This is a genomic window from Natribaculum luteum (assembly GCF_023008545.1).
Lineage (GTDB): Archaea > Halobacteriota > Halobacteria > Halobacteriales > Natrialbaceae > Natribaculum > Natribaculum luteum.
The window spans coordinates 383,088-408,358 of record NZ_CP095397.1 but is presented as its reverse complement, the minus strand read 5'-3'; the positions used below and the strand labels follow the sequence as shown (position 1 = coordinate 408,358).

Sequence of the window (25,271 nt, the reverse complement as noted above, 5' to 3'; positions counted from 1 at the left end):
TTTTACGGGTGCGACCAATAGCTGTATTATCGAGGACGAGGAATGGCAATCGAGTTCGAAGGGACGACCGATCCGACTGGTCTCGAGGTGTACGACTCGATCGAGCAGCGCCACCTGCACGTTCGAACGTCGACGCCGGTAGCTCCCCGAACGGGCGACGGGGAGCGATTTTGCTTCCCCGTCGACACGACCTGTACCGTCGAGACCGGCGCGCTCGTGTTCGACCAGACGTATTCGGTTAGTCTCCACAACGATGCCGGCCGAACCGAGGCGAACCTCGACGTCGGCGAGACGGCTCGACTCGAGGACGGAACGCAGTTCGTCGGCCTGAGCGGCCCGATCCGACTCTACTGCCGGGTCGAGGCGACGGGCACGATCGAGGTTGGTCTCAACTCGATTCGCCTCTCGTTCGACGACGTCGTCCCGATCGAACTCGGTGCCCGATCGCTGCACGAACGACCCGTCGGCACGATCACGACGCCCGCCGACCCCGAGGCGATGATGGAGGCCATCGCCGTCCTCTCGTCTGCACTCAAGACGACGACGCCCGAGCGAACCTGGCCGACGCTTCGCGGCCACCCGCCGCTGATCGAACTCGGAGACGAATTCGAGGCTCCGGACGCCGTCGAGCGTCCCGACGCCGACGTCACGATCCGGGTTCCGCCGGCGTATCAGTCGGTGTTCCAGGTCGCCCCGCTCGCGTTCTACCTTGGCGCCGACGTCCGCCCCGGCGTCGAACCGACGCTCGAGACGCCACAGTTCGAGTACCCGCTCGCAGGCGACGACCGACTCGAGGACGTCGTCGCCGGCCTGCTCAAGCGGTTTTTCTTCCTCGACTGCCTCGTCCGCACGGAAGGCCTGTTCCAGTACGACCTCCACGAGCGGGCCGTCCTCGAGGATGCCCTGCCGTTCGACCTCGCGGAGACGTACGCCGCGTCGCTGCCCGAACAACTCGAGTCGTACCTCGAGGTACCTCTCGAGTCTATCGAGGAGTACGTTCCACGCTGGCCGCTGACTGCTCACGTCCCTGCAGAGCCAGACAGCGTCGAACTGCTCCCGTTCGTCGTCAACGAACTCGGCGTCGTTCGCGAGCCGCGAGGATCGTCTCTCGACGCGGTTTCGAACGTCACGAATCCCGGGGCTAGCTTCGTCCGCTCCGCCAGCGCACGTCGCAGCCCTTCAATTGCCCCCTCCGACGACGAGCGAGCGTTCGTCGTCCCCGACGTCGCCGACGAGTCGATCGAACACGCCTGGTTCGGCGACCACGTCCCACAGAGCGCGTCGAAGGCGACGATCGAAGCCTACCAGAACCAGCTGTCTCGAGACTCGCGCAGCGAGTCGATCGAAATCCTGCTCGTCTGCAACGACGCCCGCATGCTCGGCGAGCACGACCTCCTCGACGACGCCTACGGCAAGCGGGAGTCACTCCCGTTCGACGTCCACTCGGAGTTCGGCATCACCACGGACCGCCTCGCAGAGTTGCTGACAGACGGCGGCTACGACTTCTTACACTACATCGGACACGCGACACCCGACGGACTTCGGTGTTCCGACGGCGACCTCGACGTTCGCACGCTCGAGTCCGTCGACGTCGGCGTGTTCTTCCTCAACGCCTGCCAGTCTTACGAACAGGGACTCGCACTCGTCAAGCGGGGCGCGTTTGGCGGCGTAAGCACCCTACGCGACGTCGTCAACGAGCAGGCCGTCGAGATCGGCGAAACGATGGCCCGACTGTTGAACCTCGGATTCCCGCTCCGGGCGGCACTCGAGATCGCACGGGAACAGTCGGCACTCGGCGAGGAGTATCTCATCGTCGGCGACGGATCGACCGACATTGCACAGTCGGAAGGTGGCGCGCCATTGCTCGTCGAACTTGAGCGACGCGAAGACGACAAATTCGATTTTGCAGTTCGATCTTATCCGACGAAAGGCTTCAAAATTGGTACTGCAACTGAATCAACTTTGGAGACAATAACTGATCGACACATTACACCGAACCGCACTCCCTTCTATTGCGTCTCGGAGGAATCACTCCAGGAATACCTCATTTGGACGGAAATACCAATAATACTTGATAATCGTATATATTGGAATAATGGCGTTGGTGCAGTTACAATTGACTAACGACGTCTCTATTTATTGGTGGAATAACCTACTAGGATCGATATATAATTACTTGTTTTAAGGGCCGACCTGCGAAGAGCTGCCTGCGACGACCGAACCGGCCTGACTCAGCAGCAACAGCACCGTAAACAGTGCGCCGATCATTCGGGGGTGCGATGCGAGGTAATCTTTCGCGTCGTCTTTCACGAACATTACATTCCATTGGTTATCACCAAAAACAATAAATTTATCTAAATGTTACAGATAAATTGCTTCGTAATTATACTAGAACCAAGAACGTGAAGTTTGGCTGCGACAGGACGTCTGCGCCCGATTAGCGGTCGTTCGCGTACTCGAGGTCGGTCGTGTACCGATCGACGAGGAGGACGGCAGCACAGCCGACGATGGCGGTGAGGAGTGCGACGACCGGCGAGCCGACCGCCGTCTCGCCGAGGTTCGCGACCACCTCCTCGAGTGGCAGGCGAAGCGCGCCGACCATCAGACTCACGAGGAACGCGAGCGTCGCCCCGCGGTACGCCTGGAGCGCGCGTCGGACGACGTGGGCCATCGTGAACAGGCCGATAGCCGCGCCGACGCAGAAGATCGCGACGACGGTTCCCGTCTCGACCACCGGCGCGAGCGACTGGCCGTCGAGGAGCGCGACCAGCCCGTCGACGAACTCGCTCAACACGCCGGTCATGTACTCGTACTGGCCGAGTATCAGCAGGAAGAACGCCCCGGAGACGCCGGGCAGGATCATCGCGCAGATCGCGACCACACCCGCGAGGAAGATCATGACCGGCCCGTGGCTCGCCCCGGTCTCCGTCGCACCGGTAACGATTGCTGCGATCACGATCCCGGCGATCGAGACTGCGACTCGGCGAAGCGTCCAGACGTCCAGCTGGTCGTAGAGGACGACCGCCGACGCAGCGATCAATCCGAAGAAGAACGCGTACGTCGGGACCGGGTACGTCGTCACCGCGACGTGCATGAGCCCCGAGAGGGCGACGACCGCCGAGAGGATCCCCAATCCGAGCGCCACGAGGAAGACGACGTCCATTCGCTCGAGTGTGGCCAGGAACGCCCGTCGTTCGTCGGAATCGTAGATACGAACCCCCGAGCGTAACTCCCGTGGGTCGATCGCGGTGATCGCCCGGATCAGCCGGTCGTAGATCCCGACGATGAGCGCGATCGTCGCCCCGGAGACGCCCGGGACGACGTCCGCAGCACCCATCGAGAAGCCCTTGAGATAGACGACGAGAAGTTCTCGCATCGCCCGTGGATATTCCGGGTGGTCCTAAAAGCGTTCTCACTCTCCCGGCGGCCGTTTGGCGGCGGCGTAGGCGTATCGGTTCGATCGCGACGAACGGGCGAATGCGATAGGGTCGATCGAACGTCGCCGCCGTCCGACCGAAAAGAGCGGTGACGGTCGACGTCAGCGTGCCGTTCGAGCCGCGACGGGCTCGAGCGAACTCGAGACGTTCCCGGCGTCGGTCTCGTTCGTCTCCGTCTCGTTCGCCGCGGAGTCACCGTCACCTTCGCTGGTCTCGTTGCCGTCGTCTGTCGTCTCGTTGGCGTCGGGATCGTCGACGACCTCGTCGGTCTGCTCGAGGGTCACGTCGACGGTATCGCCGTCGACGACCGCCGTTTCGGGAACGGCGGTCTCGCCGGCGTAGTGTTGCTGGATGGTGCCGTTGTCGGGCGTGCCGACGAAGACCGCGTAGTCGCCGACCGCCTCGACGCTGCTGTCCGTGTAGCCGTCGTCCGGCCCGAGTTCGTCGTCGGTCGCGTACGGCACCGTCACCTCGAAACTGCCGTCGTCGGCCAGTTCGGCCTGCTGGGTGTAGACGAACGTCCGGTTGGTGCCCGTCTCGAGTTCGACCTGCGCGTAGACCGCCGCGTTCTCGTCGTCGATCACGCTCTGGTCGTCGAGCGAGCCGGTGAGCGTCGCGCCCTCGACCCGTTCGAACGTCTTCACCGCGGCGGCCTGGCGCTGGTCGAAGACCTGCACGTCGAGGTTGGGATTGCTCTGGAGCTGCTGGAGTTCGAGCTGGACCTGCTGGGTGACTCGACGGTTGATCGCGACCGCAGGCTGACCGTTCTCGTTCGTGGCGACCTGCCCGTTCCGGGTGATCGCGTAACTGATGTACGTCGGCGTGAATGCGTCGTTCTCGTGGACGAGCCGGTAGTGTTCCATTCCGGCGGCGTCGTCGAAGTACAGCCGGGACGTGGTCGTATTGTCGTACGGCAGATTCCCGAACCGCTCGCCGATCTCCTCGACCGGAATCGACTCACCGGACTGGTAATCCGCGGGCGTCACGTAGTGGCCGTAGCCCGGCCCGGACCACGCCGTGATCGCGCTGAACTTCCCGCCTGCCGTCGCGTAGTCGATCATCACGTACCGTTGCTGTTCGTGACTCTCGTCTGCGTTCTCGACGGCGTCGCGCAACTCCTCGGTTGATCGGTCGGCCACCGGTTCGCCGGCCGCGATCGCCTCGAGGATCAACTCGGCGCGCTCTTCGGACTCCGCGGTGAGATACGCCGAGGCCGACCGCGCGTTCTGCTGGAACGGGTTCGCGTGGGGGATCCGCTCGCCTTGGACCGTGATGAGGTGGCCGTAGTCCCACCACGACATCACGCCGTAGGCGCCCTCGGGGTAGTCGTAGTCACCGTCTTCGGGGTAGTCGTAGGTGCCGTAGTACTCGAGTTCGGACTCGTTACCCGCACCGCCGTAGTTGCCGGGTTCGGGCGTGTTCTCCGCGAGCCAGTGGTTCGAGTCCTCCCAGATCATCGCGTCGCTGCTGGGCTGGCTCTGCTCGCCGCGATCCCACGCGGTGCTGCCGGCGGCAGCCATCGGCGGCAAAAGCGGTGCAAACAGGAGCACGATCACGAGAACGAAGACGATGACCTGGTAGGTCTCGACGTCCTGGAGCGACTGGACCGTCCCCGAGAGGTCGAACAGTCGGACGACGTCCGCGACGAAGACCGCGTTGACGACCGCGACCGCGAGCACGAGATAGTATGCGAAGCGAGTCTGCGTCATCGACATGCTGATCAGAAACAGCGACCAGACGACGATCAGCGTGTACTCCGCGCGATACTCGCGGCCGAGGAACGGCCGTGCGATGAGGAATCCGAGTCCGGCGAGCATCGTGTAGAACGCGGCTCCGAACTCGTCGAAGACGTGTGCGGTGAAGTTCCCCGGTGGATGGGCTTCGCGAACGGTGAGCGCACCCGTACTCGGGTCGAGCGGGAGCAACCGCCCGGTGAGGTTCCCGACGAACGTATCGTAGAGGTTGGGAAGCGCGAGCATCATCACGACCAACACGGCGGCGATGATCCCGCCGATCGCCACGGGATAGTAGCGCCGCTCGAGACCGCGGTCGTTCCACTGACGGGCGAGCCAGGCCATGAAGACGACGCCGGCCGCGACCAGCAGGGCTGCGAGCGGCTGGAGGTAGCCGAAACTCGAGACGTTGAGGCCTGCTCCGCCGTCTTCGATGAGTAGCGTGGTGACGACGGTCGTCGTCCCCATGCTGACGGCACCGACGAACGCGACGTGATCGGGGGAGACGCCACGGACGTAGTCGAGACAGAGTTGCACGGCGAAGAAGACGGCGAAGATGCCGATCAGCAGGATGGCCGACGGCCACACCCAGATGTACAGCGAGAGCGCGAGTCCGGCGAGGACGCTGTAGATCGCTGGCTCGCGGAGGGCGTCCCAGTCTCCATCGACGACCAGTTCGTAAATCGGCTTCTCCCGTTCTGCGACGCGGAGTGCGACCATCATCGCCAGCATGGCAATTGCCATGAACAGCACTTCGGCGGTGTGGTGATCGAGCTGGCCGACCATCGACCGGTAGAAGAACGTGCCGGGCGCGAGTGCGAGCACGACGATCGAGACGAGTCCGCCGACCGTGCCGCCGAGTCGCCGGCCCATGTAGAACACGGGAATCGCGACCAGCGCTGCCATCGCGGGCACGGAGAGCAGTGCGACCGTGTAGAGCGTCTCGGTGGAGGGACTGCCGAGTCCGACGATCATCGCGGCCGTCACGATTAGCTGGTCGAACAGCGTGCCGAACTGACCGACGTAGTGACCGGTGGGAAAGCCGGTCCACACGTCGTAGGGCATCGTTCCGGGATAGTTTTTGGCCGTCCACTGTATCGTTCGCCAGTGATACCACGAGTCGACTGCGGCCAGGGCGGGAGTGCCGTCCTCGGTAACGAACCGATCGTACGACCTGATTCGCGCGAGGAACATGAACAGTACCACGACCCCGATAACCGGGACGTGATACCACTCTCTCCACGTCTCGAGGAAGGGCGTTTCGGTGTCCTCCTCGACGTGTTCAGTGTCGGTACTCATTAGGTTCCATCAATCCCAACCGAAGAATAAGCCTTGTCATCTATTCGCGGCGCTTTCATATTTCGCTCGAGATTGCCCGCTCGAGCAGGAGGTCTGATCCACCTCCCCCGAATCGTCCGTGGTGGGCACGAATCGCCATGGCTGGGAGAGAATACGTCTTCAGGCATAAACTACACCGCATCGGCCGGCGTCGACACGACACCGGAGCAGGCGGTCGAACGTCACCCGGCGACGAGCGCTTGCGTGCCGTACTTTGGCGTGGTGTCCGCCTCTTCCGGCCAATGATCGTCGATCCAATCTCGAAATGACTAACTCTCTCGGTTTCCGACCACTGCGCATGCGCGTCTCGGTCGTCGTCTGTGAGCATACGCTGGACCGGTACGATGACCTGCAGGACGCCGCCGAAAGCGTCCTCGAGCAGACGTACGACGACGTCGAACTCGTGCTCGTCGCCGACGGAAACGAGGCGGTCTGCGAGCGCTTTCACGAGGAGTACGGCGACCGCGAGGAGGTTTTGATCCACTGCAACGAGGACAACGTCGGACTGCTCGAGAGTCGAAACAATGGAGCAAAAGCGGCGACGGGCGACGTAGTCGCGTTCATCGATGACGACGCCGTAGCCGATCCTGAGTGGGTCGCCACACTCGTCGAGACGTACGAGCGAGAGGGCGCGCTGGCCGCCGGCGGGAAGATGGTTCCAGAGTGGGTGGCCGGGAGACCGACGTTTCTCCCCGAGGAGTTTTACTTCCTGATCGGCGTCACCCAGCGCGGGTTCGCCGACGGTCGGGGCGAGGTCCGCAACACGTTCGGCTCGAACATCTCCTTCCGGCAGGACGTCTTCCTCGAGCTGGACGGGTTCGATACCAACATCGGCGGCCGCCAGGGCGACGAAAATCTCCAGGGCGGCGAGACAGAACTGTGTGCCCGCCTCCGCAGCAGGTACGGTCAGGGCGTCTACTACGAACCCGAGGCGGAGGTCGCCCACAAGGTGTTCGACTACCGGACCGAACCGCTGTGGTTGCTCGACCGTGCCTTCTGGCAGGGGTACTCGAAGCGCGGGATGGAAGTGCTAGTTCCCGAATCGACCGGCGAGGAGTACGACTTCCTCGGTCAACTCTTTCGAGAGTTCGTCCCGTCGCGCGTGAAACAGCTTTTTACCGCTCCTTCCCTCGAGAAGGCCGTGCAGTTCGTGATGTTGTTCGTCTTTACGACGACTGTTGGGTTTGGATATCTCTATGGGATGACCAAGTGGCGGTGATCGTCAACCATGACACGGGTACTTTGGCTTACACCGAACAAACCTGAGAATATCAGCGTTGGGAGAGCGCGTATCGCATCCCACCTTGAAGAGAACGGGTTCAACGTCGATCTTCGAGCCGGAAGACCGTGGATAATTCGAGAGATTTTCGCTTCCGATGACGAATATGATGCAATCATCGGGACGACACGTGCTGGCGCTATTGTCGGACTAGTCGTGTCTACGGTTACGGGATTGCCGCTAGTTGTAGACCACGTTGACCCGATCCGCCAGTTGGAGGAGACTAGCGTGTGGCCAATAGCGCAGTCCGTTCGCCATCTCGAAAACCTCGCATTCCGGAAATCGGCCCACACGTTGTATGTGTATTCTGAAGAAAAGACGCGGGTTCAGCGTCACGCAACGACAGCCACTAAGTCCGACCTCGGTGTCGAGTATAACCGGTTCGCCGATCCTGACGCTCGGATACTCGATATTGCCAGTGATCGCCTCGAAAAGTTCGATCTTCGAAAGAACGTCGTCATCTATGTTGGTGGTCTCGAGCCGATCTATCATATCCGAGAACTAGTCGAAAGTATATACTATCTTGATGACTGGTCATTGGTTGTGCTTGGTTCGGGTTCACTCGAACCGACCGTCACTGACGCTGCTGCAAATTCGGATAGGATTATCTATTTGGGGACTGTTCCACACGAACATGTGCCGGGGTACCTCCACGCTGCCGATGTTGGGGTTAGCCTCGTCGATGACCCACATACACTAAAGGTCCTGGAATACGGTGCTGCACGCCTCCCGACGGTACAACTGTCTGGCCGAGCTGAAAAGAAGTTCGACGGTACTGTCGAGTTCTGCGAGGCTGAGTCTGCATCGATTGCTGCCGCCATCGAACGAGCGAACGATGTCTCTGAAACTACAATCGATAGCCTCCAGAAACTGGCTGCGGAGTACAGTTGGGAACGGATTGCCGGTGAATATTCGAATGTCCTTCGGAGTCTGTAGCAGGTGTAACGTGTCCATCTCGAAAGCATCTTGTAGGTAATCCCGTTGGATGATCACATGCGAGATATCGTCCTCGTGACTGTTGATTCACTTCGGGCCGACCACGTCGGGTGTTACGGCTACGATCGGGACACGACTCCGGTGATAGATGACTTAGCGACCGATGGACGACGGTTTACGAACGTGTTTGCGCATGCCTGCTCAACTCGCCCATCATTTCCCTCTATTCTCACCTCCTCATACGCACTGATGTATGGGGGGTTCGAACGGCTCTCATCTAAACGGACGACACTTGCGGAGGCTATCAGGAATGCTGGATACCAGACTGCCGGCTTTCACTCGAATCTCTATCTCTCCGCGGATTTCGGCTACGACCGCGGGTTCGACCAGTTCTACGATTCGAAATCCGATCCGTCCCCTCTCGCTCGTGCTCGCCAAGCGGTCAAGACGCACCTTGACCAGAACGGGGTTGTCTATAACGTTCTACAAAAGGCGTTTAACGCAACTGAGCGCCGCACTGGCGTCGAACTCGGCTCTGCATACGTTCCGGCCGATGAAATGACTGACATGGCCTTGGAGTGGGCGCGGAAAGCAGACGACGGTCCGCGCTTTCTGTGGGTACACTACATGGACGTTCACCACCCGTACACACCTCCTGCCCGCTACCAGCGACAGTTCCGGGACGACCCAGTTGACAACGAGACGGCCATTCGTCTGCGCCGGAAGATGCTCGAGGATCCGGATCGAATCACCGACGACGAACTAAACACACTTCTCGATCTGTACGACGCCGAGATTGCATTCGTTGACGCAGAGGTTGATCGCTTGCTGAAGGGGCTTCAAGACACGTGGGAGACAGATCCAGTCATCGCGTTTACAGCCGATCACGGCGAAGAGTTCCTTGACCACGGGCAGTTCAGCCATGCGGCGACATTCTATGACGAAGTTTTACACGTTCCCCTCATTCTGCATGACGGCGAGTCGTCAGGAACAGTCGATGATCTGGTTGGGTTACTCGATCTCGCACCAACACTTGTCGACTATGCCGATGCGTCTGAACCCGACACATTCCTCGGCGAGAGTTTGGTGTCTGGACATGAGCACGATCGGGAGCAGGTTATTGCCGAGTGGGCGGACTACGATGAAGGTGATCGGCGGTTTGCTCTTCGAACGAATGAATGGAAATATGTCCAGATGGAGGGCGGTGAGGAGAGACTGTTCGATCTGACATCTGATCCGGAAGAAACGACGAACGTCGCTGAAGAGTATCCTGGCACTCTCTCGACGTTCCGTGATAAGATTGAAAACCACGCCAACTCCGTGGGAAGCGAGTCAATCAGTGCCGAGATGGACGAAGAGGTCCGGCAGCGGCTCAGAGATCTAGGATATCAGGAATGAGTCTGCCGAGTGCTTGACTAGGTAATCGGCAGTCAGTTTGTGAGGACGCGCTCCCAGACGTCAATATGGGCGGCAGCAGATTCTGCATTGTGGGTTGCGATCTTTTGCTGGGCGCGCCTTTCAAGATCATATCGGAGATCGTCGTCGGAGATTACGTGCTCAAGTGCTGCTTGTATACCCTCAACAGTGGGGTCACAGAGCATCCCACCATTACCTACTGTCTCAGGGATGCCGACAGCATCACTACCGATAACTGGGAGACCAGCAGCCTGTGCTTCTAAAATTACTGTTGCATACGAGTCAAGAAAGCTAACATAAACAAATAGGTCTGCACTCGCATACTCGTCAGCAATTGCGTCAACGAACCCAAGCAAACTGATGCGGTTTGAATAATTATATGTTTGGAGGAATTTTTTTAACTTTTCAAGATAAGGACCGCTACCTGCAATACGAAACCGAAGTGAGGGGTACTCCTCAAACAACGGTTCCATTGCCTGTAACGTCATTACAACTCCTTTGTATTTCTCTTTGTATCGAAGATTTGTGACCGTTAGAACATCGAACGTATTTCGTCCCCTTTGAGTCCCATCAGCGTATGCCTCAATGTCGATAGGACGGCCGACAATTGTTGCATCACAAACATTATATCGTTTCTTGAAGGCTTGCTCAGTTATTTCGCTAATGAACAGTGTAGATTTGGTACGTTGCAAGGTAGCCTTGGATCGAAGTTCGATAGATCTCTCTCGTAGAGAGCCGTATTGATTGTGGGCATTCGTGTAATCTGCCCACCCGCGAATGCTAACAACTAAAGGAATCTGCCGTACAAGCGATGCGCCGGCTGCAAGCATTCCATTAACCATTAGTTCGTCTGCCTGAATTAAATCAATATCCGCAGTCAAAAGCGTTTTTAGGCGATCAAGCAATGGCTGGCGGCTAACGACAAGAGGTTCAAAGTCGGTGTCACTTTCAGTGACAGCATCGGCGAGCGTCTCGGCATATTCTCGGTTAGTGTGTAGCAAAAGCACTCGTGGCACGTCACTGACCTCTTATGATGGAATGAATCCTATCTGGGACTTGAACCCATCGAAAGCGACTTATTCGCGGTCGCGGAATCACGATTATACCCCCGATGTTAGGGAAGTTGCGGTACGCCGTTGATGAGATCGCGGCAAACTATGATCGGCGGACCTGGTGGCAAAATCGGACTGCAAATCGAATTATTGCTCCGATACAGGCTCAGCTCCACAATTCTGACGGAATTAGGGTACTTGATCGGGAGTGGGATACGTTACTGGTTCTCGACGCTTGTCGTGCAGACCTATTTGAGGAGGTTGTCGAGACGGAGACGTACGATAGCTACGAACGTGTGTATAGCGCCGGAAGCGCCACGAATGAGTGGGTACGAGCGAACTTTAGCGGACCAGCGCAGACGGACTGCGTGTACGTCACCGGTAATCCTGTTGTCTCTCGGCAAGTCGAGACGGCATTTCACCATTTCCTCGAACCGTGGCGAGAAGAGTTTGATCCTGAAATCGGGACGGTGCCACCTGAACCGGTGACGGAAACAGCACTCGCTGCCCGTGAGCAGTTCCCAGAGAAGCGTCTCATCGTTCACTACCTCCAGCCGCATTACCCATTCATTGAAGCGCCACACCTTCGGTATGCAGAATTCAATGGTACTGAAGAAGTAACTGTTAAGAATGCCAAACCGGGTGCGACCGACATCTGGGAGGCGGTGGGGCTCGGGTACGAGAATCCCGACGACGTCTGGGATGCGTATGCTGACAACCTTCGTCGGGTCATGGATGCGATTGAACCACTGCTCGATCAGCCCGGCCGTACCGTGATAACCTCCGATCACGGGAATATGCTCGGTGAGCAAATGCCGCTTCTGCCGATGGGTCTCTACGGTCATCCACCCGGAATCCACCACCCAATTCTGCGTGAGGTCCCATGGGCTGTTGTTGACGGCGAGTCTACGGTCGACAGTGATCGGCGGGTTACCGCCGACGTCAAGGAACAACTCCGCAGCCTCGGTTATGCCGATTGAATACAGTCGACTAAACAAAAAGGCCCTTACTTGGGGTCACCGTTTAATTTGGTAAATCTGGCTATTTGAAACCCTGTCTCCCGATATCATGCCCGAAGATCAGAACTCGATCATTCGCCGATTGTTCAAAAGCGGCGTTCTATTGTTTGTTGGCCTCGTACTCGAGCTCGGAATTTCCTTCCTCGCGAAGGTACTGATGGCCAGACTGTTAGGCCCTCCAACGTATGGCGTCGCGACTATCGGAATCACGACACTATCGTTCGCATCTACAATCCTTCTTTTTGGGATGAACACAGGCATCGGTCGGTATCTTCCGCGGTTTGACGATCCGGCGGATCGCAAGGGTGTCATCGAGTCGGGAATGCAGATCGTATTGGCAATCTCTGTTAGCGTCGCTGCTGTGTTGTTTGTCTTTGCTGATCTCGTCGCAACACACGTTCTCGGTGCACCAGAGGCGACGAGTGTACTCCGAGTTGCGGCTATCGGCGTCCCATTTGCCGCCCTGATGAAACTGTCTATCGGCGTAATCCAGGGTCACCAGCGGTCACTCCCAAAGGTACTTATCAGGAATATCGGCCAGCCGATCGTTCGATTTGGGCTAGTTGTCCTCGCGCTGTACTTCAGTCTCGGCGCATTGGGGATCGTCGGTGCCTACGCGGCAACGTTCGCTGTTGCAGGCTTGGCTGGCCTCTACTACGTCCTGACGCGGACGAACATTAGATCGTCGGTGTCTTCACGAACGCGACGTCGCGAACTGCTGACCTTTTCTGCACCGCTGATGCTCACAGCGTCGATGATTATGGTCCTTTCGTACTTTGACATCTTCATTCTAAGTTATTTTCGAACCTCTAGTGAAGTCGGGAGTTACAATGTCGTCTATCCTCTCGCAGAACTGTTGACGGCGACGCTGTCGGCGTTCAGCTTTATCGCCATGCCGATTCTGTCGGAACTCCACTCTGAGAGGAGAACCAACGAGATGGATCGAACTTACAAAATCGTCACCAAGTGGATCTTCATGGCAACACTTCCGGCAGGACTCATCATGATACTGTTCCCAGCAGCCACGATCAGTCTGACATTCGGACCCGAGTATACCGAGGCGGCATTGCCACTTGTGGTGCTCGCAGTCGGGTTCTTCACCCACGCAGTGGCCGGACCAAACGTGAACACCCTCACTGCCATCGGACGAACGAGAACGATAATGTGGGATAACCTGCTCGCTGGTGGAACGAATATCGTCCTCAATGTTGTTCTTATTCCCGAATATGGGCTTATGGGTGCAGCCGTGGCTACTGCGGTGTCTTACATAGGCCTAAATACACTCTATTCTGTACAACTCTACCGGGCTACAGGAATTCATCCGGCGACAGCTGCGCTGTTCAAACCTGCTACTGTTGGAGTGTTCTCCATGCTCGGAATGTATGTTATTGTTACTCGAGTTCTTACCGTGACGGGGCCGGTCCTGTTAGGAATAGCCGTGGTTTTTATCACCGTCTATGGCGTTGCGATTCTCGCTTTGGGTGGCATCGAGGAGGAAGAGGTCATGCTCGTACTGAGTTTCGAAGAGAGGTTCGGCGTAAATCTTGGTCCCGTAAAACGTATCGCAGGCCATTTCATCGACCAGTGAACAGTTCGTCTTCAGCGATTAATCAACTGTCAAATCCATCCAGTGATCGAACGGTGTAGATATTGTGCTGTTGTTCTACAATTTCTATCACTAGCCTTGACCACTGAGTAACTCATAATTCAACACCTCTGTCACGTGAGGTTTGCTGCTTGTCCGGGGAGCGATCGCCGGACGAGTCAAACGAGCGAATCAGACCGACGGCTGAGGCTCGAGGCTCTCGTAGCGCCAGATCAGATCGAAGTACCGCTTCATACCGGCGACGAACGATCCGTTCTCCGTGATCGCCGCCTGCCGCTTGTGGTCGGGAACGTCGGTTTCCTCGACGAGGAAGATCGCCTTACCAGAGTCGTAGTTCATGCTCGGATCGATGAACGTTCCGCGCCAGGGCAGCACCGCTTCGCTGAATCGGTAGTCGATCGCGGGGTACTCGGATGCGATTTCGTCGACGATGTCGACCTGCACCGCCGCCTTCTCCTCCGGAAGCTTTCTGGGATCGAGAAACAGCACCGAGACGTCGATACCTCGATCGAGCGCGGCGTTCACGGCCGATTCGACGTCGTCGAAGTACGCGAAGCTGTTGGTGATGACGTAGACTTCTTCCGACGCGTTCTGGTAGAGTTGTCGGGTCTCCGTCTCGCTCGGATCGCCGACGTCGACCACGTGAAACAGTTCGGCGGTCGGCGTCACGTCTTCGTCCGCCTGGTTGTACAGCGGGCGAAACTCGTCGAGGAACTCCTCTTGCAACCTGTCTACGTCGTTGCAGTAATCCTCGTACTGCTGTCGTCGGTTCTCCTTTGCTCGCTCGAGAATCTCTTCCGGCGACTTTGGCTGGTACTGCTTTGGCCGGCCAGGGATCACCTTGATGAATCCGTAGTCGGCCAACGAATCGAGAACGCCATACACTCGTGCATTGGGGATACCAGTCGCTTCCGAGATGTCCGGGGCGGTCGTCCGGCCGGCACTCAGCAGGTGGGCGAGCGCCGTCGCCTCGTACTCCTTCAGATCCAGCTGTTGAAGCAGTTCTGTCGAACCGGTTCGCGTACCCATTGTCGCCCGATTTGTAGCGGAAGACCGTAAACCCGCGTGGTCACGGCGATGCGAGCGTCGAAAAATTTGTGGCTGGCTACGCTCGCCGTCGCACCAGCTCCCGAACCGACTCGTCGACCGTGTGACGTGCCTCCCACCTGAGCACCTCGTTCGCTTTCGAGGTATCGACCGTGAAGTCCTCGACTAACGTCTCGCCGCTCCGGGGATTCTCGACGAGTTCGACGTCGACCGAGACGCCGAGTTCGTCGCGGGCTATCTCTTGGACCGTCTCCGCGACCGACATCACCGATGGGTCCTCGTTACCAGCGATCTCGTACGTTTCAGTGCCCGTGTCGCCGTCGGCCAGTTGGTCGAGGAGCCGCTCCGCGCTCCGGATGTAGGCTCGGGCGACGTCTTTGACGTGGACGAAGTTGCGCGACTGCGTTCCTGGCTCGTACACCGTCAGCGACTCGCCCGCCGTCGCTCGATCGACGAAGAAGTTGATCACGGTCGGTTTCGAGACCACGGTCCCGTCGACGACGTGGTCGCCGTAGAGGTTCGACTTCAGGAACAGGTGGGCGGGGAATGCGCCGTCGGCGAACGTCTCGATCGCCCGTTCGCCGAGGAGCTTCGTCCGCCCGTACCAGTTGAGCGGATCGCGAGACTGGTCCGCGGTGATCGGAAACGTCTCGGGATCGCCGAGGACGGCCATGCTGAACGGGAACACGAGCGCCGCCCCGGTCTTCCGGCAGAACCAGGCGACGTTGTTCGTCCCCGTGACGTTGACGTCGTAGGTCAGGTCAGGGTTCTCGTCGCAGTCGTCGACCCCGCTTACCGCCGCCAGGTGGAGGACGACGTCTGCCCCCTCGAGGAACTCCTCGAGTCGCCGTCGGTCGCGGACGTCGACGTGGTCGATGTCGGTGTCGCCGACCGACTCGACCTGGCCGCGGTACTGATTGTCGAGTGCGAGCAGGTTCCAGTTCGGATGGGTTGCCCGAAGCTGCTGTACGACGCGGCTTCCGATGAATCCGGCCGCACCGGTGATCGCGATCGTCGGGTCGTCTCGTGCGGTCGTCGAACCGTTCATGCGTCGATCATCCTCGGTTGATTTCGTTGCAAGCGATCTGCGAGTTCGCGAACGCCCTGTCGAACGGTCCACTCGGGTTCGAAGCCCGTTTCGGCCAGGCGATCGAAGTTCACGTGGTACGACGGTCCGGGATGTTTGTCCTCGAGGTAGGTGATCTCGAGGTCGTCGTCGAGTTCGTCGCGGACGATGTCGGCGATGTCTGCGATCCGGTAGTTCTCGTCGTTCGACCCGACGTTGTATACCACCTGTGGCCACGACTCGGGCTCGAGGGCTGCGTGTGCGTACGCTCGCGCGGCGTCCTCGACGTGGATGAACGGCCGCCAGTTGTTGCCGTCGCCGTACACCGTCAGCGGACGATCGGTCAGGCCACGGAAGACGAAGTGGTTCACGACCAGGTTAAACCGGACTCCTGGCGCCCAGCCGTAGTTCGTACTCATCCGCAACGCGGTGCCGTCGATGCCGTAGTCCTCGATCGCTTCGGCGAGCAACCGTTCGGACTCGACTTTCGATTCCGCGTACGGATTGAGCGGATCCTGTTCGGTTTCCTCGTCGATATTCGTACTTGCCGCTCGCCCGTAGTTGTTACACGACGATGCGAACACGACCGAATCGACGTCGAGTTTCCCGGCAGCGGTGAGTACGTTCTCCGTCCCGTCTCGATTGATTGCGAACGTCTCGTCGCGACGGTCGTGCGTCGAGGCCGCGCCCGTGATCGCCGCCAGATGGATGACGCGGTCGACGCCGCGCATCGCGCTTTCGACGTCGCCGTATTCGCGCACGTCCCCGCGCCGAAAGTGGAGTGTTTCGTCGATACATCCACGGAGGTTCGCAGGTGACCCCGCCGTGAGTGAATCGAGGACGACGACGTCGTCGACCCGTTCGTCGTCGAGCAACAGCGGGACGAGCGCGCTTCCGATGTACCCGCAGCCGCCCGTGACCAGGATTCGCATTCTACTCACCCTCTGATGCGATCGGCGACTCCGCGTCGTCGTCCGTCTCGGCCGTTTCGTCGTCTGCCAACACGCCCGGGAGGAACCGATCCTCGTGCGCCTCGACCGTGTCCTGATAGTCGATCAGCGTCCCGAGGATATCACGGACTCCCTCTTCGAACGTGGTCGACTGCCCGTCGATCAGGTCGGCGTACCGATCGTTCTCGATCTCCATCTTGTGGGTTTCGTCCTCCTCGCGCGGATTCTCGAAGTGCTCGACGGCAACGTCGAGGTCGAACTCGCCGGCCACGTCGGCGATCGTCTCCGCGATCTCGACGATGCTGATCGCTCGCGTCACCTGGTTGTAGACGACGTGATCGTCGGGTCGCGAGTCGGGATCGGCGAGTGCGAGTCGCGCGAGCCCTTCGACCGCGTCCTCGAGCGCGATGAAGGGTTTGCGCTGTTCACCCTTCCCGTAGACGGTCATCGGGTAGCCGGCGACGGCCTGGGCGCAGAATCGGTGGACGACGACCCCAAAGTAGTAATCGAAGTCGAAACGAGTTGCCAGGCGCGGATCCGCGGCGGTTTCTGCGGTTTCAGTCCCGTACGTAATCGCCGTCCGGACGTCGGAGATCGGAACGTCGAACTGCGTGTGCGCGAGCCGCATGTTGGCCGCGTCGTGGCTTTTGGTGAGGTGGTACCAGCTCCCGGCCATCGCGGGGAACGGGACGTCGTCGCTCTCGCCTCGATGTTCCATGGTCGCCCCGCCTTCGGGGATCGGGAACTCGGGCGCTCCGTAGACGCCGGTCGTCGTCGTCTCGATGAAGTGGGTGTCCTCGAGACCCTGCTCGTGGAGCCCCCAGAGCAGGTTGCGCGTCGCCTGAAGGTTGTTGTGCTGGGTATAGTTTGCCCGCTCGCCGTTGATCTGGGAGTAGGGTGCCGATGGCTGGGCGGCGGTGTGGACGATCGCGGTCGGCTCGTGGATCGACAGCAAGCGGTCGACCGTTGCCTTGTCGGTCAGATCTTCCCGAACGAACGAGAGGTTGGTACAGCCGTGAATTTCCTCGGCAGCGGCGAGTCGATCGTCCATCTCGGCTACGGGAACGGCGCTGGTCGAGCCGACGGACTCGACCCACTCTCGTCTGGCGAAATTGTCGACGAGTACGACACGATCGGTCGTTTGCGTTGCAATGCGTAGTGCCGTCGGCCAGCCGATGTAACCGTCCGCTCCCGTTACGAGTATGCTCATGGTTACTCAGATAGTGAGTAAGTAGGGGTAAAAGTTTTATTATTGGCCGCTAATTAGTTTTTATTACCATTATTAAAATAATGAATGCTATATGATTCGGGCGACACTGACTGAGACCTATAGACTCCATTCAGACCTGAGTTATTTCCGGGACGAAAACACCTGAAGACGGACGGGCCCTCGAGCGACAGGTAAACGATCGGGAAGAGGCGATCTGATCAAACGAAAGACGGTTCGGTCTACGTCTACCGGGTGCGTCTACGACGATGACGCCGAACTAGAGCCAAAGAGCGTAATCAGCTGATCAAGTTCGGGCTGGCTGTCAGCGACGGCTGTGGCTGTACCGGGAGTAAAATATCTGACTGATCAGCGCTCGGACGAGTAATCGGAGAGAATCATTCGACGGTCACGCTCTTTGCCAAGTTCCGCGGCTTGTCGATCGATCGCTCCTGAAGATCGGCGACGTGGTAGGCGAACAGTTGGAAGTAGACGTTCGCGACGAGTGGCGTCAGAGCGCCGATCTCGGGCACCTCGAGTGTGAGGTCCAGCGAATCCGTCTCGACGGTGCCGTCTGTCACCCCGACCGCCGGCGCTTCGCGTGCCTGCGCCTCCGTGACGTTGTTTAGCGTCTCCGCCGGCCGTGCGCCCTCGGTCAGCACCGACAGGACCGGCGTCTCGTCGGTGATGAGCGCGAGCGGCCCGTGCTTTAGCTCGCCCGCCGCGAACCCCTCGGCGTGGTCGTAGGCGATCTCCTTCAATTTCAGTGCCCCTTCGAGCGCGACCGGATAGCCGAACTGTCGGCCAATGAAGAAGAAGGCGTCGGCGTCGACGAACTGTTCGGCGCCCGCGACGACGCGCGCTTCTTCGTCGAGCACCTGCTGGATCGCCCCCGGCAGACTCCGGAGGTGTTCGAGGACCTCTCGGGCGTCGGTGGCTGCGAGCGTCCCTCGCTGCCGCCCGATGTCGGCCGCGAGCAGCGCGAGCGTCGTCACCTGAGATGCGAACGTCTTGGTCGCCGCGACGCCGATTTCGGGGCCAGCGCGGATGAACAGTGCGTCGTCCGTCTCGCGCGTTACCGAACTCCCGAGCGTGTTCGTCACGGCGAGAGTTCGGGCCCCCGCTCCACCGGCTCGACGGATCGCGCCGAGCGTATCTGCCGTCTCGCCGCTCTGTGTCACGGCGATGACGAGCGTCCGCCAGGGGTCCCGACCACCGTCGAAGGTGTACTCGCTCGCGATGTCGACGGTCGCACGCACGTCGGCGAACTCCTCGAGCAACTGTGCCGCATACTGACTCGCGTAGTAGGACGTCCCACAGGCGACGAGCTGGATCTCTTCGAGCGATTCGAGGTACCCCTGCGGGAACGCGACGTCGAGGTCGACGCCGCCGCGTTCGACGTCGACACGCCCCGAAAGCGTCTGCCGAAGCGCGGTGGGCTGTTCGTGAATCTCTTTTCGCATGTAGTGCTCGTACCCGCCTTTTTCCGCTGCGTCGGCGTCCCACTCGACAGTCTCGACGTCGCGGTCGATGACGTCACCGTCACGATACACCGTCACGGAACCCGCCTCGAGCCGTGCGATATCGCCGTCCTCGAGATAGGTGACGTCGCGCGTCCGATCGAGGAACGCCGTGACGTCGCTCGCGAGGAACGACGCGTCGTCACCGTGACCGACGACCAGCGGGCTCTCGTGGCGCGTGGCGACGATCCGATCGTGTCCCGCCCGCACCGCAGCGATCGCATAGCTCCCCTCGATCATGTCGACGACCGTTTCGAGCCCGGAGAGCAGGTCGTGACCGTTCTCCAGTTCTCGCTCGAGGAGGTGAGGGATGACCTCCGTGTCCGTGTCGCTCGAGAAGTCGTGTCCCGCTTCTTGCAACTCCTCTTTGATCGATTCGTAGTTCTCGATAATGCCGTTGTGGACCACCGCAACCTCGTCGGTCTGCCCCGTGTGTGGGTGGGCGTTCGGATCGGTCGGCGGGCCGTGCGTCGACCAGCGAGTATGTCCGATCCCGCAGGTGGCACCCGGCGCACCGGGAACCTCTAGTTCGCTCACTTCACCCGTGCGCTTTGCGATGGTGAGAGGCTCCTCCACGAGTGCGACCCCGGCGGAGTCGTAGCCGCGATAATCGAGGTTCTCGAGGCCGCCGTAGACGATCGGACCGGCGGGTTCGCTGCCGACGTAGCCGACGATTCCGCACATGTTATCCCCTCCTGACGATCGCGTCCGGTTCGATTCGTCCGCTGACGCTCACGCCGTGGGCGACGGTCGCGCCGTCGCCCACCACGGTCCCGGGTTCGACGGTGACGCCGCTCCCGACAGTCGCGTTGTCGCCGACGACGCCGCCGAGATCGACGTCGTCGTGGACTTCGCCCTCGACGATCATCCTCGCGGAATCGCCTGTGATCGTCGCGTTTGCACCGATCCTGGCGTTTTCGCCGACCACCGAGTCGCGAACAACGGCGCCGGCTTCGATAACCGCGTCCGAGAAGACGACCGCGTTCGAGAGAACGGCGTTCGATTCGATCGTCACGTTGTCACCGATCGCAGTCCCGCCACCGACGGTCGCGTTCGGACCGAGGGTCACGTCGGTTCCGATCACGGTATCACTGGCGACGGCCCCCTCGAGCGGTGTCGATCCCTGCTCGTCGAAGTCGTCGACCGCCGCCGCGTTGACGTCGAGGAGATCCCACAGGTGCGAGACGTCGAGCCAGAGGCCACGATACCGGACGGCCCGGATGGGGTGATCGTCCGTAATTCGCTCGAGCGTCGTCGTAATCGCCAGTTCGCCACGCTCGGTTGGCGTCGCCCGAATCGCCTCGAAAATCGAGTCGCCGAACCCGTACACGCCAGCGTTGATGATCTCGGACGTGACGGGTTCCCGTGGCTTCTCGGCGATGGCAGTGACTCGATCGCCGTCTATCGAAACGACGCCGTAGTCGCTTGCGTGGTCCGTCCGCGTGACCGCCATCACCGGTCCGTCGCTCCGCTCGATTTCGCGTCGCACTCGATCGACGAGGGAGGCGTCGACGAGCCGATCCCCGTTCAGCACGAGGAACGGATTCGTCACGAGCGCCTCGGCCTGCAACACAGCGTGGGCAGTTCCAAGCTGTTTCTCCTGGACGGCGTACTCGATGTCGATCCCCCAGTCGTTGCCGTCGCCGAAGTGATTCCTGATCCGCTCTTGCTGGTAGCCGACGACCAGCACGATTCGGTCGATCCCCGCGTCCGCGATCGCCGACACGACGTACTCGAGAATCGGCCGGTTCGCCACCGGAACCATCGGCTTCGGACGCCGATTGGTCAGGGGCTCGAGTCGGCGCCCTTCGCCAGCTGCGAGTACGACAGCTGACACGTTATTGTCGTCCATACGTCTTGCTTGGTGTCTGAACGCTTGAATACTTGCTGATGAACGCATCGTTTCGTGTGAATAGTTTGATCGTCAACTCGATCGAGAGATCGTCTCGACGTCGGTTCACGGGAAAACGACTACCGAAGATCGACCTTCGAATCTCGGTAGGTCGGTCCGTTGACGAAACCCTCTCACCCGGATTGGCGGGACAGTATCATCCGCACCTGTGGACGGTGCCGGGCCAACCCTCAAGTCCAGGGAGCTCGATACAGAGACTACTCCGTTTCCATCGCCGGTGCTTGTGACTCTCCGACGATTCATCACCCAACGATCATGGTCGACGACTTCACACACGAGACGAATACCGCCAACTCTCGCTTCTCGCGTCGCGATTACCTCCTGACAGCTGGCGGTATCGGTGCCGGTCTGGCGGGGAGTTACGTGGGCTATCGCCAGTTCTTCGACGGCCGGTCGGACGACGATTCGTCCTCGCTCGGCGATCCGCCGGAGAGACGGACGGACTTCCTCTGGCTCGGCGTCAGCCTGTGGCGGGACGACGCAATCCGGGAGAACCTGTTCGCGTTCGCGCGGCGCCACGACCTCGCGGTGGTGCTCGTCCAGCCGAAATCGACCGAGACGCCACTCGCCGAGGTCCTCAGATCACCGATGGCAACCGCGAGCGAGTTCGATCTGGACGTCTGGCTCAACGTGGGTCTACTGACTGACCTCCCAGCCGAGGAATTCGTGACTGACGGTGACGCCCGCGAGACGCACCTCGACCGGCTCCGCGAGGTAGCGAGCGTACACGACGAGTTGTTCGATACCGGGCGGGTAATCCTCTGGCAGGAGGCACCGGTTATGGGGCAGTGGGTCGAGGGCGGCGACTGGAATCAGGCAGCGGTCGACAATCTGTCCGAACTCGGCCCAGAGATTTTCGCCGCACAGAAGCGGGCCGTCGAGACGGCGAACGACGCGCTCGACGTCGGGCTGTTCGTCCACTTCCCGTACATCGTCGACTCGAAGCGACCCGAGGTGTTCGACGCGCTCGCGCGTGACCTTCGGAAGCGAAACGCCGAACCGGACTTTGGATTCGTCGACTTCTACCGGGGCTGGTACGAGAAGGACGCTGGACCGGCGTCGGCCAACGCAGCAGTCCGTAGCCTGCTCTCGAACGCGCGGAGTGCCCTCGAGAACCGACCGGTCTTTTACATCGGACAGAGCCACACCATCAACCCCAATCACACGCCGAGCAAACAGGCGATGCGGATGAACTTGCGGGCCTCGATCGATGCCGGAGCGGCCGGTCTCGGCTGGTACGTTCGCAGCGGGTACGTCCAGACCGAGAGCGGGTTTGATCCGTTCGTACCGAACGTCGCCGGCGCCGAGTTCGACGGCGATTCGATCTACACGTCGACGGTCGCTCGCGACCGCTTCCTGTACCCGTGGCTGGCGACCTTCGAAACGAAGGCCGGATTCGAAGCCGACGACGCGTTCGATCTCTGGCTGATCGGCGATAGACTCGGATTCTACGACCATCGTCTGTCGATGCAAACCACCGATGGCGAGTGGGAGTACGTCGGAGACTTCGGCGGATACGCGGACGGCAACTACCCTGACGGCAGCAAGGCCACCGACGGGGCGACCGTTTTTCGTGCGCTGGACCGCGCTCGGTTTCTCGAGGGGAACTCGCTCGCCTGCCGCATCGAGACGGCCGAGGAAAGCGCCGGCTCAGACCTGCGGGCGGCGTTCGTGATGCCGTGTGACCCGACCACCTACGTACACGAGCGGGAGGCCGCAGCTTTCGCTCGCGGGAACGCGCCGCTTGAGGAGGTTACCCTCGGCCGAACGGACGAACGCACTGCGTTAGAGCCGGGAGAGACACGACAGGTCGAAATACCCATCACTGATACGGGAGGCCGATCGCTCGTGCATCTTCGCTACCCCGACCACGCCGATCTGGTCGGCCGACTGGCGGCGTTCGAGTCGGACGAAGACATCGATCCGGCCGCCCGCTTCGACCTCTGGGTGCACGGCTCGGGCCTCGCGGAGCCGTCCGCTGCCCCGTCGATACTCGACCGAGACGGCACTGCGCGGCCGCTGGCGGACGTCGGCTTCGTCACGTCGACGGACGCCATCGCCCTCTGCTACGGCCTCGAACGCGCCCGGTTCCTCGGAGAAGCCGGACTCGAACTGGCAGACGATACGGACGCGAGCGTCGAGGCGGCCTACGCGATGCCGTACGCTGGGAGCGCCGCCTTCCGAACCCCGTCTCGCGCGGCCGACCTGCTGGGCGAGCAGCCCGACGAAGCGAAGACGTTCTGCCTCGAGTTCGTGACACTCGAGTGAATCGGAGCCGTCAGTCGAGCGATCGGCCCGTCCAGACGAGCGCCAGTCCAATCACGGCCGTCGGAATCGCGGCTGCGATCACCGCAACGTGCCACGGCCGGAACCAGTAGGGAACGTGGACGACGTGGGTCAGCCCGGCGTGGACGGAACCGAAGACAGGGAGCCTGTCTCGGTTCGAGCCGGGTGATTCGGTTTCGCCGCTGCTACCGTTTCCGTATCTCTGGGCGCCGACTCGCTCGCTTTCGGGGAGGCGGTCGGCCTCGTAGACGAGGCCGGGGACCTGAACGCTCCAGACGGTCGACCCGTTCTCTGCGACCTCGACGACGCGATTGCGCCGGGAATCGGCGATCAGCGTGTTGCCGTTGTCGAGGCGGTCGGCGTCTCGCGGCCAGTCGAACGAGAGTCCGCCGGCAGATCCGACGGTCCAGGCGAGCGTCCACTCGCCGTTCTCTCGATGAATCTCGACCGCGCGGTCGTGTTCGCTGTCGGCAACGAGCAGCGTGTCGGTACCGAGATACTGGGGATTGTGCTGGCGTACGAACAGCACCCGATCTTCCCGGCCCTCTTTGACGCCCTCGATCACCTCGACGACGCCCTCGCCGCGCTCGACGATCAGGAGTTCGTTCGCGTTTCTGACGGAGACGAGGAAGCGCCCTGCGCCCAGCGGATCGACGTCGTTCAGGTGGAGCCAGTCGGTCGTCGTCGGATCCGTGGGCTCTCCGTACCGCTCACTGGCGTTCCACTGCCACGTGATCGTATCGTTCGGCGCCACCGTGAACAGGCTCTCGTACTCCATGTCGGCGACGAGGATCTCGCCGGAGGGAAGGCGATCGACGTCGTGTACCTGACTGTTCCCGACGGTCCGCACGGGGTAGGTCCACTCGCGGACGACGTGCGGTTCGGGAGCAGGGTCGATGATCTGGAATCCGGTCCGAGCGCAGGGTGCCTCGAACTGACCACACGACTCGTTGTTTCGATACGTGACCGCGACAAGGACGGTACCGTCCTCGAGGAGCGTCGCGTCGTACGACTGGTCGGCGGTGGTAGCCGTCCAGACGACGTCGCCAGTCTCGTCGAACATCGTTATCGTTCCATCCTGCTGGCCGCTGACCAGCGTATGTCCGTCGCGACGATGGTCGGTTTCGGTGACCGAGGGCGCTGTGAGAGTACTCCCGGCGAGCGAGAGAACGACGCTGGTCGTCGCGAGAATGATCAGTGCGAAGCCGATACGCCGGCGAGTAAGCGATTGCACCGTGTCTACACGGTCACCGACGGGTGGGATCTTTCTTTCGCCAGTCAGCGATGATGGTCACGATCGCTTATCCCTCGCTCTCGTCCCTCGCCCCGTCGATCCTCCAGTAGCTCCGTCACCGGCTGCGTCCGCTATCGAGTGAATGGTCCACGAGGTGCTCGTCAGCGGGGGGGTTCACGTCGACGATGGTCCTTCGAGGCGGACGAAGACGGAGGGGCGACCCGATCGGTTTG

Annotated in this window: 18 protein-coding genes; 7 read left to right on the top strand and 11 right to left on the bottom strand. The window is 60.5% G+C overall.

Translation table 11 applies throughout. The features are described from left to right. The first annotated feature begins 42 nt into the window (after positions 1-42). Complete coding sequence (locus tag MU558_RS02150) at positions 43-2,124, top strand: hypothetical protein (RefSeq protein ID WP_246971572.1); 2,082 nt, start codon at positions 43-45, stop codon at positions 2,122-2,124. Between the two features lie 57 nt (positions 2,125-2,181). On the opposite strand, the gene MU558_RS23100 is transcribed toward MU558_RS02150, so the two are convergent. The 3 genes from MU558_RS23100 to MU558_RS02140 all read right to left on the bottom strand — a co-directional run bounded on the left by MU558_RS23100 (position 2,182) and on the right by MU558_RS02140 (position 6,469). Beyond that, positions 2,182-2,316, bottom strand: a complete 135-nt coding sequence (locus MU558_RS23100) for a DUF7503 family protein (RefSeq protein ID WP_265781544.1) — start codon at positions 2,314-2,316, stop codon at positions 2,182-2,184. 121 nt (positions 2,317-2,437) lie between these two features. Beyond that, complete coding sequence (locus MU558_RS02145; protein WP_246971570.1) at positions 2,438-3,376, bottom strand: DUF368 domain-containing protein; 939 nt, start codon at positions 3,374-3,376, stop codon at positions 2,438-2,440. 162 nt (positions 3,377-3,538) lie between these two features. Continuing rightward, positions 3,539-6,469, bottom strand: coding sequence for an oligosaccharyl transferase, archaeosortase A system-associated (locus MU558_RS02140; protein ID WP_246971568.1), 2,931 nt, complete (start codon positions 6,467-6,469; stop codon positions 3,539-3,541). Between the two features lie 337 nt (positions 6,470-6,806). On the opposite strand from MU558_RS02140, the gene aglG reads away from it, so the two are divergent. From aglG to MU558_RS02125, 3 genes are read left to right on the top strand one after another with little or no spacing between them, the layout of a single operon-like run. After that, the gene (aglG, locus tag MU558_RS02135; protein WP_246971566.1) at positions 6,807-7,727 is read left to right on the top strand and encodes a glucosyl-dolichyl phosphate glucuronosyltransferase; all 921 of its coding nucleotides are present in this window, start codon (positions 6,807-6,809) and stop codon (positions 7,725-7,727) included. 9 nt (positions 7,728-7,736) lie between these two features. After that, positions 7,737-8,723, top strand: coding sequence for a glycosyltransferase (locus MU558_RS02130; RefSeq protein WP_246971565.1), 987 nt, complete (start codon positions 7,737-7,739; stop codon positions 8,721-8,723). Positions 8,724-8,780: 57 nt separating this feature from the next. After that, the gene (locus MU558_RS02125) at positions 8,781-10,121 is read left to right on the top strand and encodes a sulfatase family protein (protein WP_246971561.1); all 1,341 of its coding nucleotides are present in this window, start codon (positions 8,781-8,783) and stop codon (positions 10,119-10,121) included. A 32-nt stretch (positions 10,122-10,153) separates the two neighbouring features. Here the strand turns inward: MU558_RS02125 and MU558_RS02120 are convergent, their stop codons facing one another. Next, entirely contained in the window at positions 10,154-11,155 is a 1,002-nt protein-coding gene (locus tag MU558_RS02120; RefSeq protein ID WP_246971558.1) for a glycosyltransferase family 4 protein, read from the bottom strand. Between the two features lie 95 nt (positions 11,156-11,250). Between MU558_RS02120 and MU558_RS02115 the strand changes: the two genes are divergently transcribed. Together MU558_RS02115 and MU558_RS02110 are read left to right on the top strand one after the other, a co-directional pair. Continuing rightward, positions 11,251-12,171, top strand: a complete 921-nt coding sequence (locus MU558_RS02115; protein WP_246971556.1) for an alkaline phosphatase family protein — start codon at positions 11,251-11,253, stop codon at positions 12,169-12,171. A gap of 88 nt (positions 12,172-12,259) precedes the next feature. Beyond that, on the top strand, positions 12,260-13,798 hold the full coding sequence (locus MU558_RS02110) for a flippase (RefSeq protein ID WP_246971554.1): 1,539 nt from the start codon (positions 12,260-12,262) through the stop codon (positions 13,796-13,798). Between the two features lie 189 nt (positions 13,799-13,987). Here the strand turns inward: MU558_RS02110 and MU558_RS02105 are convergent, their stop codons facing one another. From MU558_RS02105 to MU558_RS02080, 6 genes are all read right to left on the bottom strand, one after another. After that, positions 13,988-14,845: a TrmB family transcriptional regulator gene (locus MU558_RS02105; RefSeq protein ID WP_246971551.1), complete on the bottom strand. Its 858-nt coding sequence runs from the start codon at positions 14,843-14,845 to the stop codon at positions 13,988-13,990. Between the two features lie 76 nt (positions 14,846-14,921). Continuing rightward, a complete protein-coding gene (locus MU558_RS02100) occupies positions 14,922-15,911 on the bottom strand; it encodes an NAD-dependent epimerase/dehydratase family protein (protein ID WP_246971548.1) in 990 nt (329 codons plus the stop codon). After that, a complete protein-coding gene (locus MU558_RS02095; protein ID WP_246971546.1) occupies positions 15,908-16,861 on the bottom strand; it encodes an NAD-dependent epimerase/dehydratase family protein in 954 nt (317 codons plus the stop codon). The genes MU558_RS02100 and MU558_RS02095 overlap by 4 nt, the downstream gene beginning before the upstream one ends. Position 16,862: 1 nt before the next feature. After that, on the bottom strand, positions 16,863-18,089 hold the full coding sequence (locus tag MU558_RS02090) for an NAD-dependent epimerase/dehydratase family protein (RefSeq protein ID WP_246971544.1): 1,227 nt from the start codon (positions 18,087-18,089) through the stop codon (positions 16,863-16,865). A gap of 395 nt (positions 18,090-18,484) precedes the next feature. Beyond that, positions 18,485-20,290: a glutamine--fructose-6-phosphate transaminase (isomerizing) gene (gene glmS / locus MU558_RS02085; protein ID WP_246971542.1), complete on the bottom strand. Its 1,806-nt coding sequence runs from the start codon at positions 20,288-20,290 to the stop codon at positions 18,485-18,487. A gap of 1 nt (position 20,291) precedes the next feature. Beyond that, positions 20,292-21,458, bottom strand: a complete 1,167-nt coding sequence (locus tag MU558_RS02080) for a sugar phosphate nucleotidyltransferase (RefSeq protein ID WP_246971540.1) — start codon at positions 21,456-21,458, stop codon at positions 20,292-20,294. Between the two features lie 315 nt (positions 21,459-21,773). Here MU558_RS02080 and MU558_RS02075 point away from each other — a divergent pair, with 315 nt between their 5' ends. Next, positions 21,774-23,786 carry a hypothetical protein gene (locus MU558_RS02075; RefSeq protein WP_246971538.1) on the top strand — a complete coding sequence of 671 codons (2,013 nt, stop codon included), beginning with the start codon at positions 21,774-21,776 and terminating at the stop codon, positions 23,784-23,786. A gap of 10 nt (positions 23,787-23,796) precedes the next feature. Here MU558_RS02075 and MU558_RS02070 read toward each other — a convergent pair whose 3' ends face one another. Then, positions 23,797-25,038, bottom strand: coding sequence for an aryl-sulfate sulfotransferase (locus MU558_RS02070; RefSeq protein ID WP_246971536.1), 1,242 nt, complete (start codon positions 25,036-25,038; stop codon positions 23,797-23,799). Positions 25,039-25,271: the final 233 nt, after the last annotated feature.

Excerpts from the sequence above, each read along its gene's own strand:
- MU558_RS02150 (WP_246971572.1), top strand. The coding sequence starts at position 43 with ATGGCAATCGAGTTCGAAGGGACGACCGATCCGACTGGTCTCGAGGTG.
- MU558_RS23100 (WP_265781544.1), bottom strand. The coding sequence starts at position 2,316 with ATGTTCGTGAAAGACGACGCGAAAGATTACCTCGCATCGCACCCCCGA.
- MU558_RS02145 (WP_246971570.1), bottom strand. The coding sequence starts at position 3,376 with ATGCGAGAACTTCTCGTCGTCTATCTCAAGGGCTTCTCGATGGGTGCT.
- MU558_RS02140 (WP_246971568.1), bottom strand. The coding sequence starts at position 6,469 with ATGAGTACCGACACTGAACACGTCGAGGAGGACACCGAAACGCCCTTC.
- aglG (WP_246971566.1), top strand. The coding sequence starts at position 6,807 with ATGCGCGTCTCGGTCGTCGTCTGTGAGCATACGCTGGACCGGTACGAT.
- MU558_RS02130 (WP_246971565.1), top strand. The coding sequence starts at position 7,737 with ATGACACGGGTACTTTGGCTTACACCGAACAAACCTGAGAATATCAGC.
- MU558_RS02125 (WP_246971561.1), top strand. The coding sequence starts at position 8,781 with ATGCGAGATATCGTCCTCGTGACTGTTGATTCACTTCGGGCCGACCAC.
- MU558_RS02115 (WP_246971556.1), top strand. The coding sequence starts at position 11,251 with ATGTTAGGGAAGTTGCGGTACGCCGTTGATGAGATCGCGGCAAACTAT.
- MU558_RS02110 (WP_246971554.1), top strand. The coding sequence starts at position 12,260 with ATGCCCGAAGATCAGAACTCGATCATTCGCCGATTGTTCAAAAGCGGC.
- MU558_RS02105 (WP_246971551.1), bottom strand. The coding sequence starts at position 14,845 with ATGGGTACGCGAACCGGTTCGACAGAACTGCTTCAACAGCTGGATCTG.
- MU558_RS02100 (WP_246971548.1), bottom strand. The coding sequence starts at position 15,911 with ATGAACGGTTCGACGACCGCACGAGACGACCCGACGATCGCGATCACC.
- MU558_RS02095 (WP_246971546.1), bottom strand. The coding sequence starts at position 16,861 with ATGCGAATCCTGGTCACGGGCGGCTGCGGGTACATCGGAAGCGCGCTC.
- MU558_RS02090 (WP_246971544.1), bottom strand. The coding sequence starts at position 18,089 with ATGAGCATACTCGTAACGGGAGCGGACGGTTACATCGGCTGGCCGACG.
- glmS (WP_246971542.1), bottom strand. The coding sequence starts at position 20,290 with ATGTGCGGAATCGTCGGCTACGTCGGCAGCGAACCCGCCGGTCCGATC.
- MU558_RS02080 (WP_246971540.1), bottom strand. The coding sequence starts at position 21,458 with ATGGACGACAATAACGTGTCAGCTGTCGTACTCGCAGCTGGCGAAGGG.
- MU558_RS02075 (WP_246971538.1), top strand. The coding sequence starts at position 21,774 with ATGGTCGACGACTTCACACACGAGACGAATACCGCCAACTCTCGCTTC.